Raw genomic sequence first — 13,426 nt, forward strand, 5'->3', positions numbered from 1 at the left:
CCTGAAAGAAGGGGCGCTGCACAACACGTAAGGAATGCCGCAATGCATACTTCAATCGCGACTGTTTCGCTCAGTGGGTCCCTCACCGAAAAGCTCGCCGCCGCCTCCCGGGCCGGGTTCGACGGCGTAGAGATCTTCGAGAACGATCTGCTGGCCAGTCCCCTCTCGCCCCGCGAGATACGGGCCCGGTGTGCCGATCTGGGGCTCAGTATTGATCTCTACCAGCCCATGCGGGACATCGAAGCCGTCCCCGCCGACGAGTTCGCGCGCAACCTCCGCCGCGCCCGGCACAAGTTCGAGCTGATGGGGGAGTTGGGGGCCGACACCGTCCTCGTCTGTTCCTCCGTCTCCCCGCTCGCTCTCGACGACGACGATCTCGCGGCCGAACAGCTCTCCCAACTGGCGACGATCGCCCAGGACTTCGGTATCCGCGTCGCCTACGAGGCACTCGCCTGGGGTCGGCACGTCAGTACGTACGACCATGCCTGGCGGATCGTGGAGGCGGCCGACCACCCCGCCCTCGGGACCTGTCTCGACAGCTTTCACATCCTCTCCCGCGGCTCCGACCCCAAGGGCATCGAGGCCGTCCCCGGCGAGAAGATCTTCTTTCTCCAGCTGGCCGACGCTCCGTTGCTCGCCATGGACGTGCTCCAGTGGAGCCGCCACCATCGGTGCTTCCCGGGGCAGGGCGGCTTCGATGTCGCCGGGCTGGTGCGGCACGTGCTGCGTACCGGATACGACGGGCCGCTCTCCCTCGAAGTCTTCAACGACGTCTTCCGGCAGGCCGAGGCCGGGCCGACCGCCGTCGACGCGCACCGTTCGCTGCTGGTGCTCCAGGAGGCCGTAGGCGTGGGGGAGTTGCCCGCGCCCGTCGTGCCGACGGGAGTCGCCTTCGCCGAACTCGTCACCCCCGACGCCGAACCCGTCTCCGCGCTGCTCGGCGCCCTCGGCTTCGCCCGGACCGCCCGGCACCGCAGCAAGCCGGTGGACCTGTGGGAGCGGGGCGAGGCCCGGATCCTGGTCAACACCGGCCCCGCCGCCCGCCGCGACGGCACCCAACTCGCCGCGATCGGCCTGGAGTCCCCCGACCCCCGGGCCGCCGCCCGCCGCGCCGAGGCCCTGCTCGCCCCCGTACTGCCCCGCCGCCGCGCCCCGAAGGACGCCCCGCTCGACGCGGTCGCCGCCCCCGACGGCACCGAACTGTTCTTCTGCGCCACCGGCCGCGACCCCGAACACCCCCACTGGCGGGCCGACTTCGTCGGCGTGGCGCACACCCCGGCTTCCGTCCCGGCACGCATCGACCACCTCGCGCTCACCCAGCCCTGGCACCAGTACGACGAGGCGACCCTCTTCCACCGCAGCGTCCTCGGCCTGCACGCCCAGGAGAGCGTCGACGTCGCCGACCCCTACGGGCTGCTGCGCTCGCGCGCCGTCACCAACGCCGACGGCAGTGTCCGGATCGCCCTCGGCGTCGGCGCGGCCCCGGCCGACGACACCCTGCACGCCCAGCACATCGCCCTGGCCACCGACGACGTCGTCGCCGCGGCCCGCGCCTTCCGCGCCGCCGGCGGCAGCCCGCTGCCCATTCCCGCCAACTACTACGACGACCTGGCCGCCCGGTTCGAGTTCGCCGACGGCGAGCTGGAGACCTACCGCGCTCTCGGCATCCTCTACGACCGGGACGCGGGCGGTGTCTTCCGGCACTGCTACACCCGGACCGTCGGACGGGTGTTCTTCGAACTGGTCGAGCGTGATCCCGGCTATCGCGGATACGGCGCCCAGAACGCGCCGGTGCGCCTCGCGGCCCAGCACGCCGGGCGGCCCGCCCGCCGAGCCGCCGGGTGAGCTTGCGGTGAGAGGCCGGTGAGACACGGCCCGGATGCAGGCTGCTCACAGGCGCTGCGGCGGATACTCACGAAGATCCGGAATGTTCTCACCGTTCCGGATGTGACCTTCGCCGATTTCCACCCGTCCTAGAGGCCGTAGCAATCCAGGACGTACCGGAAGTCCTGGAACCCGGGAGTCCTGGAGGCCGCCTCCGATGCCGAGCCCTGCCGTCACCGTGCCGCTCGTCCGTGTCCAGGGTCCGCCGCCTCCGCCGACCCCGGCGCGGACCCGCACCGAGCGCTACGAGCGCCCGTTGCTCGGTGCCGTCGCCGCCGTCGCCGCGCTCCTCTACTTCTGGGGCATCTGGCACAGCGCGTACCACGCCTTCTACGCAAGCGCGGTCCGCAGCATGACCGACAGCCCGGTCGCCTTCTTCTACGGCTCCTTCGACCCGGCGGGCTCGATCACCCTCGACAAACTGCCCGGCTTCCTGTGGCCGCAGGCCCTGTCGGCGCTGGCCTTCGGCTTCCACCCCTGGGCCCTGGTGATCCCGCAGGGCCTGGAAGGCGTGGCCGCCGTGGTGCTGCTGCATGTGGTGGTACGGCGCTGGGCGGGGGTGGGGGCGGGGCTGCTGGCCGCCGCGTTTCTCACGCTCACCCCGGTGACCGTGGGCCTGGCCCGTTCCGTCACCGAGGACGCGCCGTTCGTGCTGTTGCTGCTGCTCGCCGCCGAGGCCGCCCAACGGGCCACCGCCCGCGCCCGGATGCGCACCCTCGTCCTGGCGGGCGTCTGGGTCGGGGCGGCTTTCCAGTGCAAGATGCTGGAGGCCTGGGCGGTGCTGCCCGCGCTGGCCGTGCCCTATCTGGTGGCCGCGCCGACGTCCCTGCGCCGCCGGATCCGCGACCTGGCCGTGGCGGGCGCGGTCATGCTGACGGTGTCCCTGTCCTGGATGCTGGTGGCCACGCTCACTCCGGCTTCGGGCCGCCCGTACCTGGACGGTACGACCGACAACTCGCCGTTCGGGCTGGTCGTCGGCTACAACTTCCTCACCCGTTTCCGTGCGCTGGGCGTCGACGCGGCCGGCACCGGCAGCATCGTCGCCGACCGGGCGCACAGCACGCTGTCGGCGGGCATGGGCGACACCGTCTGGAAGATGTTCAGCCCCGGCATCGCCACCCAGACCGGCTGGCTGTATCCGCTGGCGGCGCTCGGCCTGGCGGCCGGGCTGTCGGCGCTGTGGCGCAGTCGCGTCCCGCGCACCGACCCCGCCCTGGCCGGGTATCTGATGTGGGGGGTGTGGCTGGTGACCTTCTTCCTGGTCTTCAGCTTCGGCAGCGTGACCGGACACACCTACTACATGGGCGTGGTGGCGGTGGCCCTGGCGGCGCTGGCCGGGGCGGGCGTGACCCGGCTGCGGCGGCGCGGCGTGCTGGGTGCGGTGCTCGCCGTCAATGTCGCCTGGTGCGCGGCCCTCGCCCTGACCTACCCGCGCTTCTTCGTCTGGTCGGTCGCTGTCGCCGTAGGACTGTCCCTGCCGGCCCTGGCGCTGCTCGTCGCCGACCGGCCGCGCGGGCACCGGCCCGGTATCGCCGTCGCCCTCATCGCCGTCCTCGTCATCCCCACCGTGTGGTCCGCGTCCGCGCTGTCCCTGCGGTACAACCAGCCCGGCGGTTTCGGCCGGGTCGGCCCGGCCAGCGTCCGCGTCCACAACGCCACCTCGGCCCTGACCCCGGCCCAGCAGCGGGTCCTCGTCTACCTCACCGGGCACCGCGACGGCGCCCGCTATCTGGCCGCCGTACCCCGCTGGCAGGCGGCGGCACCGTACATCCTCGCGGCCGACGCCCCGGTCCTGCCGGTGGGCGGCTTCACCGCCCAGGTGCCCTACCCCGCCGCCCCGGCCTTCCAGCATCTGATCGACACCGGCAGACTCCGGTACGTCCTCCTGGGCCGTGCCGACCTCACCCGCCGTGCCCGGGGCGCCAGGACCCCGGGCCGGGCCCTGATGCGCTGGGTCATCGGCCACTGCTCGCCGGTCCATGTCTCGGCCTACACCGTGTACCGCTGCGGGCCGGGGCACGGCGGGTGACCGGGCCGAAGGGTCAGCCGATGTCCGAGAACACGAAGGAGAACTCGGCCGGTCCGGCGTGGAGTTGGTACGGCGGCAGGACACCCGGTCCGCAGGACTGCGAGCCGATGCCGTGCTGGCCGTGGTCCAGGTTGACCCACACGGTGGAACCCGGGGTGAGGTCGGTGCGGTGAGCGGCCGCGTCCAGCTGTTCGGTGGTCCAGCGTCGGGCGGTGAACCAGAACTCCGGGGCTCCCTCGATCCGCAGGCCGCCGATCTCCGCCCAGCGGACGTCCGCGCGGGCGCCGTTCTCCTGCGGGCGGAGGTACGGGGTCTGCATGTCGTCCACCGTGGACTGCCAACGGCCCACCATCGAGGCCGCCTTGGTGTCCGGATACGCCTCGCCCGGGCCGCCGCCGAACCATCGCACGCGGTCGGCAGCCGACAGGCCGAAGCGGACGCCGAGCCGGGGCAGCGGCACCGTCCAGTCGCCGTCGGGGGTCACGGAGACGGTGAGTCCGAGGCGGCTGCCGTCCGTGGTCCAGCGGTAGACGGTCACCAGTCCGAACTCCCAGGCGGCGGGCGCCACCCGGGTGCGCACGGTCAACGCGTCGCCGGTCGGCTCCACCGCGTCCAGGCGGTGCCGCATGCGGTGCAGACCGAACTTCCGCCACAGCGTGCCGTAGCGGAGGTCGCTCTGCCAGGCGGCGCCGTCGTCGTTGTCGGTCGTCGCCCGCCATACGTCCAGCCGCAGTCCGGTCACCGCCACGTCGCCGATGCTCCGCAGCGTGCCGCTGCGCGCATCGAAGGCGGCCGGGCCGAGAGCGATCAGCCCGCCGCCGGACACCACCGGTCCGGCGGAGGCGGCGAAGGACGGCAACTGCCGCCCCGAGACCGGGAACTGGCCCCAGGCCACGACATGCCCCTGCGGTCCCCAGGCGGTGTCGGCGGCCAGTACCGCCCGCACCGTCCACTGCGTCTCGCCGCTGCCGGTGGCGACCGGGGGCTCCGGCAGCTTCACCTCCGCCGACTCACCGGCCGCCAAGGCGGGTACGGCCAGTCGGCCCGACTCCACGGTCTCGCCGCCGACCTCGTACGACCAGGTGAAGGCCAGCGCGGACAGGTCGGCGAAGTCCTGCTTGTTGGTGACCCGGACGGCGGCGCCGTCGCCCTCGAACCGGACCGGCTCGATCACTTTCTTGTACTCGACCAGACCGGGGGAGGGCCGCCGGTCGGGGAAGACCAGTCCGTCGCAGACGAAGTTCCCGTCGTGCAGCTCCTCGCCGAAGTCGCCGCCGTAGGCGTAGCCGTAGCGCTCGTCCTTGATGCCGTGGTCGATCCACTCCCAGATGAAGCCGCCCTGGATCCGGTCGTACGACTCGAAGATCCGCTGGTAGTCGGCCAGGCCACCGGGGCCGTTGCCCATGGCGTGCCCGTACTCGCACTGGATGAAGGGGAGTTGCCGTCGCTTGTGGGTGCCGCCGTCCAGGCCCCGGCCGATCAGCTCGACCTCGGCGTGGTCGGCGTACATCCGCGAATAGACGTCCGTGTCACGGCAGTTGATGTCACCCTCGTAGTGCACGAGCCGTGACCGGTCCCGGCCGTGGATCCACTCGGCCATCGCGGTCAGGCCCCGGCCGGTGCCGGCCTCGTTTCCGAGCGACCAGATCACCACCGACGGGTGGTTCTTGTCGCGCTCGACCATCCGGGCCGCCCGGTCGAGCAGGGCCGGGGTCCAGCGGTCGTCGTCGACCGGGTTGTCCCGCCAGGCCTGCTCGGTGAAGCCGTGGGTCTCCAGGTCGCACTCGTCGATCACCCACAGGCCGTACTCGTCGCACAGGTCCAGGAAGGCCGGGTGGGGCGGGTAGTGGGAGGTGCGGACCGCGTTGATGTTGTGCCGCTTCATCAGCAGCACGTCCGCCCGCATGGTCTCCAGGTCGAGGGCGCGGCCCCGCTCGGGGTGCCACTCGTGCCGGTTGACGCCCTTGAAGAGGACGGGCGTGCCGTTGACCTTGATCAGCCCGTCGGCGAGTGCCACCGTCCGGAAGCCGATCCGCAACGGCACCCGCTCGCCCTCGGTGGCCAGCACCCCGTCGTACAGCTTCGGGGTCTCCGCCGTCCACGCCTGGACCGGGACCGTCACCGGCTCGCCGGTCGCGACATCGATGTCCAGGGCGGGCACGGACACCCGCCCGTCGACATCGGAGTCGACGCGCAGGGTGCCCTCGCCCGTGAGGTGGTCGTAGGAGGCGTGGACGAAGAAGTCCAGGACGCTGCCCGCCGGGCGGTGCAGCAGGGTCACGTCACGGAAGATGCCGGGCAGCCACCACTGGTCCTGGTCCTCCAGGTAGGAACCGGCCGACCACTGGTGGACGCGGACGGCGAGTACGTTGCCGGCCGGCCTCAGCAGGTGGCCGACCGCGAACTCGTGCGGCAGCCGGGAGCCCTTGAACTCGCCGATGTCCGTGCCGTTCAGCCAGACCCGGGCGCAGGACTCGACCCCGTCGAAGCGGAGGACCGCCCCGCCGTCGGTCAGGTCCCAGCCCTCGGGCAGGTCGAAGACGCGGAGGTGGTCGCCGGTGGGGTTCTCGGTCGGGACCCGCGGCGGGTCGACCGGGAACGGGTAGAGGTGGTTCGTGTAGATCGGTGCGCCATGGCCCTGGAGCACCCAGTGGCCCGGGACCGAGACCTCCGCCCAGCCGCCGGCGTCGTACCCCGGCTCGGCGAACGCGTCGTCCTCGGCGTCGGCCGTGGGCGACAGCCGGAAGCGCCAACTGCCGTTCAGGGAGAGCGACTCGGCGTCCGAGTGCGGGTACCGGGCCCGGGGCGGCAGGGCGCCGGAGCCCGGGGAGACGTCCTCGACGTAGTCGGTGGCGGAGGTTCGGAAAGACATCGGTCTCCAGGTCGTTCGAAGCGTGTCAGCCCTTGATGCCGGTCTGCGCGATCCCCTGCACCAGCCAGCGCTGGAGGAAGAGGAAGACGAACACCAGGGGCAGGATGGAGATGGCGGTGGCCATGAAGATCGTGTGGAAGACGACCGTCTGGTTGGTCATGTACGACGAGAGCACGACCTGGACGGTCCACGCCCCCGGGTCCTGACCGATGACCAGTGGCCACAGGAAGGCGTTCCAGGCGCCGATGAAGGTGATGGTGGCGATGGCCGCGAAGAAGTTCAGCGAGTTGGGTACGACGACGCGCCAGTACGCGCCCCAGTACCCGAGCCCGTCCACGCGTGCCGCCTCCTCCAGCTCCTTCGGGAACCCCAGGAAGTACTGCCGGAACAGGAAGCAGGTGAAACCACTGAACAGGCCCGGGACGATCAGACCCCGGTAGGTGTCCACCCAGCCCAGCGAGGAGACCAGCACGAAGCTGGGCACGAAGGTCACCGAGGTCGGGACCATCAGGGTGCCCAGGACGACGTAGAAGATCTTGTTGGCGTGCTTGTAGGGGATGCGGGCCAGGGCGTATCCGGCCAGGGAGCACACCAGCAGGATGCCGGCGGTCATGGAGACGGCGACGACCAGCGAGTTCCACATCGACCGGGCGAAGTCGACCTGCGGGTCGTCGAAGAGTTCCTTGACGTTGCCCCACTGCAGGTGCGTGGGGAAGATCTCCCAGTGCTCCCCGGTGATCTGGGGGTCCGTGGAGAGGGCGTTGCGGAGCAGGATGTAGAACGGCACCAGGAAGAGGAGGGTGGCGACACCGGTGGCGATGTAGAGGCCGGTGCTGCCCATCACTCCGCCGCGCCGGCCGGAGCGCCTGCCCTTCGCGGGCGTGGTCTTGTGCATGTCGGGCGTGGTGGTGGTCACTTGGCCTCCTCCCCCCTTCCGAAGCCCATGATCTTCCCCTGGAACAGGGTGACGATGATGATCAGCGCGGTCAGGATGACGGCCCCCGCGCTGCCGGCGCCGTAGTCCTGTTGCGTGCCCAGGGCGGTGCTGTAGAGCTCGACCAGCGGAGGCCGGCCCCAGGTGGTCTTGTCGAGCAGGTTGTAGAACTCGTCGAAGGCCTGGTAGGCGGCGATGAGCAGGAGCAGGACCACCGCGGTCGAGGTGGCCCGCAGCTGGGGCAGGGTGATGTACCGGAAGGTCTGCCAGCCCGGCCTCGCGCCGTCGATGGCGGCGGCCTCGTACAGCTCGCCGGGGATGTTCTGCAGGGCCGCCAGGAACAGGATCATGTAGAAGCCGGACTGCAGCCACAGGCGGAGCGTGACGATGACCAGCCAGTACCAGGGCGGGCTGGGGGAGGCCAGCCAGGCGATGTTCTCGATGCCGAACCAGCCGAGGACGGTGTTCATCAGGCCGAAGCGGACCCCGCTGAAGATGGACATCTTCCAGATCATGGACGCGGCGACATAGCTGCACGCGGTCGGCAGGAAGAACACCGACCGGAAGAACGCCCGCATGAACCGGATCCGGTTGACCAGCAGGGCGAGGCCCAGCGACACCGCCCAGGTGGTGGGCACGATGAACGCGGCGAACACGGTGAAGGTGCCGAGCGAGCCGACGAACTTGGGGTCCGTCAGCATGTAGGTGTAGTTGTCGAGGCCGATGAACTTGTCCGGCGTGACGGTGAACCGTGCGTCGAAGAAGCTGAGGTAGATGCTCCAGCCGATCGGCACGTAGATGAAGACGATCAGCCCGATGAGGAAGGGGCTGATGAAGAGCCAGAAGCTGAGGGTGCGGCTGCCCCGCAGGCCCCGCCGCGGCTTGGCCGACTTGGCCTTCGCCGGGGCGGGGTTGGCGAGGTCGCGCGTCGTGGTCGTCGACATGGTCTGTTCCGTCCGCCGACTTATCCGAAGAGCTTCTTCAGCTCGCGGTTGACGGTCTTGTCGCACTGGTCGAGCGCCTTCTCCGGGTCACCGTCCTTGCGGACGCAGTTGGAGAGGAGGTCCCACGTGCCCTGGATCATCGCCTGGGTCCAGCCGATGTTGTCGAAGTGCCCGAACTCGTTGAAGAGCTTCACGCCCTCCGCGGGCAGGCCCGACTTGAGCTTGGTGGCCGACGCGGCGATCGAGGTGCGCGGCGGGATGTGGAAGCCGTACGACGTCGCCCAGTCCTCCTGGTACTTCTTCTGGTCGATCCACAGCCACTTCACGTACTCCTTGGCCGCGTCGACGTTGTCGCCCTTGGCGTTGACGAACATCGACCAGCCGCCGTTGTAGACGGACTGCTTGCCGGAGTCGATGGTCTTCGGGAAGGGGAAGACCCCGAGGTCGTCGCCGAGCACCTTCTGGAACTGCGGCATCGCCCACATACCGCAGAACTGGATGGCACACAGGCCCTGGTTGAGCGAGGACGGGTCCCAGAAGTCGGTCGGGGCGCCGAGCAGCAGGTCGCCGCTGGTGAACAGCTTGCGCAGCTTCTTCAGGCCCTCGACGACGCCGTCCGTGTGGTAGGCGATCTGGTTCTTGTCGTCGAGCGTGTCGGCACCGGCCGACCAGATCAGCGGGCTGATGATCGCGTGCAGGTCGTTGCCGAGGTACAGGCCCTTCATTTTGCTGGTGGTCAGCTTGGCGGCGGCCTCGATCAGCTCGTCGAGGGTCTCCGGGACCTTGACACCCGCCTTCTCGAAGAGCGACGGCCGGTAGAAGAAGAACTGCGGGTCGTCGATCATCCGGACGCCGTAGATCTTCCCGTCGACCGTGTGCGACTTGATGTCGGCCGGGTTGAAGTCGTCCTTGACCGGGTCGATGAGGTCGCTCAGGTCGGCGACCTGACCGCTCTTGACCATCTGGATCTGCGGGTGGAACTCGAACAGATCGGGGGCGCTCTTGGTGAGCAGCGTGGCGAAGAGCTTGCTCTCGAAGTCGGAGCTGGTGATCCACTGCGTGGTGACGTCGGCGTCCTTGTAGGCGGCGGCGTACCGCTTGATCGCCTGCTCCGTGCCCGCCTCGCCGTAGGCGTGGAACATCTGGGTCAGCTGCTTGCCCGACCCGGAGCCCCCGCCCCGCCCGTTGTTGCCGCCGCAGGCGGCCAGTGTGCCGGCTGCGGCCATACCCGCGGCCGCCCGGAAGAGAGACCGGCGGGACCAGTTGTTGTTGCTGAGTGCCGACATGCTGACGTCCTTGTCTGTCGAGTGCGGCTGCGACTCCGCGGCCGTGGGAGGCCCTGAAAACCCCCGGGAGCCAGATGGCTGAAATTGCGCTGCGGTGCGGGACGTTAACCTTCGGCTAATACTTCGGCAAGAGGTTGGACGAAGTCTGCGCGAAACGTTGTACCCGGTTCGGGATGGCGAACAGGACGGAAAGCAGGGTGAGTTGAGGGCCGCCGGATCAGGGGGTGGCCGGCGGCCCTCGGTTCGTGCGGAGTGGTGCGGCTACTGCCTGGTCCAGGCCTCGTTGGCGCCTCCGTTGCAGCTGTAGAGGATCACCTTGCCGCCGTCGGAGGTGGCCTGCCCGCTCACGTCCAGGCACTTGCCTGACGCCTCGCTGAGGATCTGGCCGTTGGCGTTCAGCAGCCAGCGCTGGCCCGCGTCACCGGTGTAGTCGGCGGTGGTCGTCAGACCGGAACCCGAAGCCGTCAGGTAGCCGTTCGCGCCCTTCAGGGTGCCCTTCGCGTCGTACGACCAGGACTGGTCCGTGCCCGTGCAGGTGGCGATGGCGGCCCCGGAGGCGCCCGCGGTCAGGCACTTGCCGGACTGCCTGCCCACCAGGGAACCGGTCACGGCCGAACTGCCGTGGCCCTTCTGGTCGAAGACGTAGGTGGTGACCGAACGGGCCGCGAGTGTCGCGGAGGCGGTACCCGAACTCACCGTCGGCCGCGCGACGTCGGCCCAGTCCTCGGTGGCCGAGGTCCGCACCGCCTCCCTGGCCCGTACCGGCGTCTTGCCGTTGAAGTGCAGGCTCAGCGGGGTGTCCACGGTGTTGTGGTTGTTGACCACGACCACCCACTTGCCGGTGGGGGTCCCCCCGGGCGAGTCTGTTCGAGCCTGGGGGAGGTCGTACGCCGACACCTCGACCCCGTCCGGAGCGCCGGTGACGTTGTGCGCGACCGAGCCCGGCTTGACGAACTTGCTGTACTGGCCGAGCGCGTAGTACCGCTTCGTGAAGTACAGCGTCTGGTTGCCGTTCGTCGCGTAGTCGGGGTCGTAGTAGATCAGGCCGTCGTTCCAGCCCTCGTCGTTCCTGGCGTTCGGGTCGCTGCCGTACCCGCTCGCGAGCGCCACCCACCACTGGAAGGCGGAGTCGTGGGAGCTCGCGAAGTCCTTGTAGACGATCCGGGACATCAGCAGGGCGTTGTCGATCGTCGGGTCGTACTCCTGGTTCCAGCCCGTCGAGCCCTTGCCGAAGCAGCAGATCTCCGAGGCCCAGGACGTCTTGCCGGCCGTCCTCGCGGTCTCGTAGACGTTGCCCAGCTGGCCGTCGCCGGGGTTGTTGTACGTGTGGTGGGCCAGCTTGGACACGTACTGCGCGGTGTCCGGCTGGGACAGCCACTGCGGGACCTCGGTGGTGAACTGCACGGTGCTGCTGGACTCGTCGGCGATGATCCCGGTCCCCTGGTGCCGGGCCCGCTGCTCGGCGCCCAGCGCCCTGACGATGTCGTCGCGTTGGTCGACGGTGACCTGCATGCCCTCCTGACCGCACGAACCGAAGTCGTTGTCCGGCTCGTTGAAGGGGCTGATGTAGTCCAGGCGCACGCCCTGGCGGGCGAAGTGGTCGGTGACGTCGGCCACGTACTTGGCGTAGTCGGTCTCGTTCGCCGTCTTCAATTGGCCGCCGCAGCTCTGCCCGTTGGTGGTCCACTCGGCGGGCGCGCTGTTGACGAAGCCGATCAGGTCCTCGACGCCGTACTTCGCGGCGTACTCGAGGAAGGTCCGACCGCCCTTGTCCTTGCTCCAGTCGTAGGTGCCGTCGGGGCCGGTGAAGTCCTCGGCGGCCCGGGCCGGGGTGGTGACCGCGACCCCGCCGCCGCCGATGTTGTACCGGTACGAGCTGAGGTCCAGGCCCTGCTTCGAGAACAGCAGCTTCGCCACCCTGGCCTGGACCTTGGGGTCGAAGTGCTGGAGGTCGTTGACCCACCAGGCGCCCGAAGCTCCGATGTCGTCGATGGTCTGGGCGGCGTGCGGGGAGACCTCCGCCGATGCCGTCCCGGCTGTGCCGGCTGTGTCGGCTGTTCCGGCGGAGTCGGCGGCGTTCGCGGGCGGGGAGCTGATCAGGGCCCCCGTCACGGTCAGTACGGCCGTGGCCGCGGCCACGGCGAGGACCGCTCTCTTCGTGCGCGTCGTGCGGATCAAAACGGCATCCCTTCCGTCGTCATGAAGGTGGTGCGGTACGGCTCCTTGCGGGGGTGGTGCGTCTGGAGGGCCGCTGCCCCACCGACTGCAGGGCGCCCTCCAGCGCGGACGTGGCCGCGCCGAGGCACACCGGGTCGGTGGGGACGGGGGAGAGGACGATCTCGGTGGCGGCGAACGGCCGCCTCAGCGCGTGCCGCCCGACGGCCTCGCGCACTTCGTCGAGCAGCGGTGTGCCCAGCTTCCTGGCGACCCAGCTGCTCAGCACGACCACCTCGGGGTTGAACAGGTTCACCAGGTCCGAGATGCCGGCGCCCAGGTAACGGGCCGTGTCGCGGACGACCTTGACGGCCACCGGATCGCCCGCGGCGACCCCGCGGGCGAGCGCGTCGACGGTCGCCGTCTGGTCCTCGGGGTGCAACAGCGTGCTGCGCGGGCTGAGTTCGCGCAGGTTGAGCATGATCCCCGGCGCGCCGACGTACGTCTCGACACAGCCGTGGTTGCCGCAGTGGCACAGCCGCCCGTCCAGCACGAGGGTGGTGTGCCCCCACTCCCCGGCGCTGTTGCTCACCCCCCGGTACAGCCCGCCGGCCAGGACCAGCCCGGCGCCCACCCCGGTCCCGAGGTTCACCACCACCGCGTCCTCGTGTCCGCGCGCGGCCCCGAACCACAGCTCGGCCACCGCGCTCGCCCGCAGCGGGTTGTCCAGGTACAGCGGGTAGGCGATGTGCTCGGACAGCAGATCCAGCAGCGGCACGTCGTGCCAGTCCCAGTTGGGCGCGTACTCGGCGATCCCGGTGCCCCGGTCGACCTGCCCCGGCACGCTCACCCCGACGCCCAGCACCCGCGCGCCCTCCACCCCGGCCTGGGCGACCACCGAGCCGACGGCGGTGGCGACATGGCCGACCACCTGCGCGGGCCGGTGCTCGCCCGGGCGCATGTCCTCAACGGCGCGGGCCAGCACGTTCAGGCCCAGGTCGAACAGCTCGACCCGGATGTAGGTCTCCGCCATGTCGACGCCGATCAGCGCGCCGCCCGCCGCGTTGACGGCCATCAGACCCCGGGGACGGCCCCCCGCGGAGTCCTCGAAACCGACCTCGGTGATCATCCGCAGGTCGAGCAGCTCGCCGACGAGCGTGGCGACCGTGGCGACGCTCAGTCCGGTGGCGGCGGCCAGCGTCTGCCGGGAGGTGGGGGACTGGGCGATGATCTGGCGCAGCACCTCGTAGCGGTTCGCGGTGCGGATGTCACGCGATGTGCGCTTCACGCGGCTGCCCCTCCCATCCGTCACGACCGGGCCCG

General features: G+C 70.2%; 8 protein-coding genes. 2 read left to right on the forward strand and 6 right to left on the reverse strand.

Annotation, left to right across the window (positions count from 1 at the left end):
• Positions 1-42 precede the first annotated feature (42 nt).
• The gene (locus ACFWXC_RS07015; protein ID WP_384474289.1) at positions 43-1,845 is read left to right on the forward strand and encodes a bifunctional sugar phosphate isomerase/epimerase/4-hydroxyphenylpyruvate dioxygenase family protein; all 1,803 of its coding nucleotides are present in this window, start codon (positions 43-45) and stop codon (positions 1,843-1,845) included.
• 196 nt (positions 1,846-2,041) lie between these two features.
• Complete coding sequence (locus tag ACFWXC_RS07020; protein WP_384474292.1) at positions 2,042-3,913, forward strand: ArnT family glycosyltransferase; 1,872 nt, start codon at positions 2,042-2,044, stop codon at positions 3,911-3,913.
• 13 nt (positions 3,914-3,926) lie between these two features.
• Here the strand turns inward: ACFWXC_RS07020 and ACFWXC_RS07025 are convergent, their stop codons facing one another.
• The 6 genes from ACFWXC_RS07025 to ACFWXC_RS07050 form a co-directional block, all read right to left on the reverse strand.
• On the reverse strand, positions 3,927-6,785 hold the full coding sequence (locus tag ACFWXC_RS07025; protein WP_384474295.1) for a glycoside hydrolase family 2 TIM barrel-domain containing protein: 2,859 nt from the start codon (positions 6,783-6,785) through the stop codon (positions 3,927-3,929).
• 25 nt (positions 6,786-6,810) lie between these two features.
• A complete protein-coding gene (locus tag ACFWXC_RS07030; protein WP_384474873.1) occupies positions 6,811-7,680 on the reverse strand; it encodes a carbohydrate ABC transporter permease in 870 nt (289 codons plus the stop codon).
• Between the two features lie 17 nt (positions 7,681-7,697).
• Entirely contained in the window at positions 7,698-8,663 is a 966-nt protein-coding gene (locus ACFWXC_RS07035) for a carbohydrate ABC transporter permease (protein ID WP_384474298.1), read from the reverse strand.
• 20 nt (positions 8,664-8,683) lie between these two features.
• Positions 8,684-9,949, reverse strand: a complete 1,266-nt coding sequence (locus ACFWXC_RS07040) for an ABC transporter substrate-binding protein (protein WP_384474301.1) — start codon at positions 9,947-9,949, stop codon at positions 8,684-8,686.
• Between the two features lie 261 nt (positions 9,950-10,210).
• A complete protein-coding gene (locus ACFWXC_RS07045; RefSeq protein WP_384474876.1) occupies positions 10,211-12,124 on the reverse strand; it encodes a glycoside hydrolase in 1,914 nt (637 codons plus the stop codon).
• 22 nt (positions 12,125-12,146) lie between these two features.
• Positions 12,147-13,391 carry an ROK family protein gene (locus tag ACFWXC_RS07050; RefSeq protein ID WP_384474304.1) on the reverse strand — a complete coding sequence of 415 codons (1,245 nt, stop codon included), beginning with the start codon at positions 13,389-13,391 and terminating at the stop codon, positions 12,147-12,149.
• Between the last annotated feature and the right edge of the window lie 35 nt (positions 13,392-13,426).

It is taken from the genome of Streptomyces sp. NPDC058683 (assembly GCF_042716195.1).
Lineage (GTDB): Bacteria > Actinomycetota > Actinomycetes > Streptomycetales > Streptomycetaceae > Streptomyces.

Bases quoted from the DNA above. Each gene is read 5' to 3' on its own strand.
- ACFWXC_RS07025 (WP_384474295.1), bottom strand. From the start codon at position 6,785: ATGTCTTTCCGAACCTCCGCCACCGACTACGTCGAGGACGTCTCCCCG.
- ACFWXC_RS07040 (WP_384474301.1), bottom strand. From the start codon at position 9,949: ATGTCGGCACTCAGCAACAACAACTGGTCCCGCCGGTCTCTCTTCCGG.
- ACFWXC_RS07030 (WP_384474873.1), bottom strand. From the start codon at position 7,680: ATGCACAAGACCACGCCCGCGAAGGGCAGGCGCTCCGGCCGGCGCGGC.
- ACFWXC_RS07015 (WP_384474289.1), top strand. From the start codon at position 43: ATGCATACTTCAATCGCGACTGTTTCGCTCAGTGGGTCCCTCACCGAA.
- ACFWXC_RS07020 (WP_384474292.1), top strand. From the start codon at position 2,042: ATGCCGAGCCCTGCCGTCACCGTGCCGCTCGTCCGTGTCCAGGGTCCG.
- ACFWXC_RS07035 (WP_384474298.1), bottom strand. From the start codon at position 8,663: ATGTCGACGACCACGACGCGCGACCTCGCCAACCCCGCCCCGGCGAAG.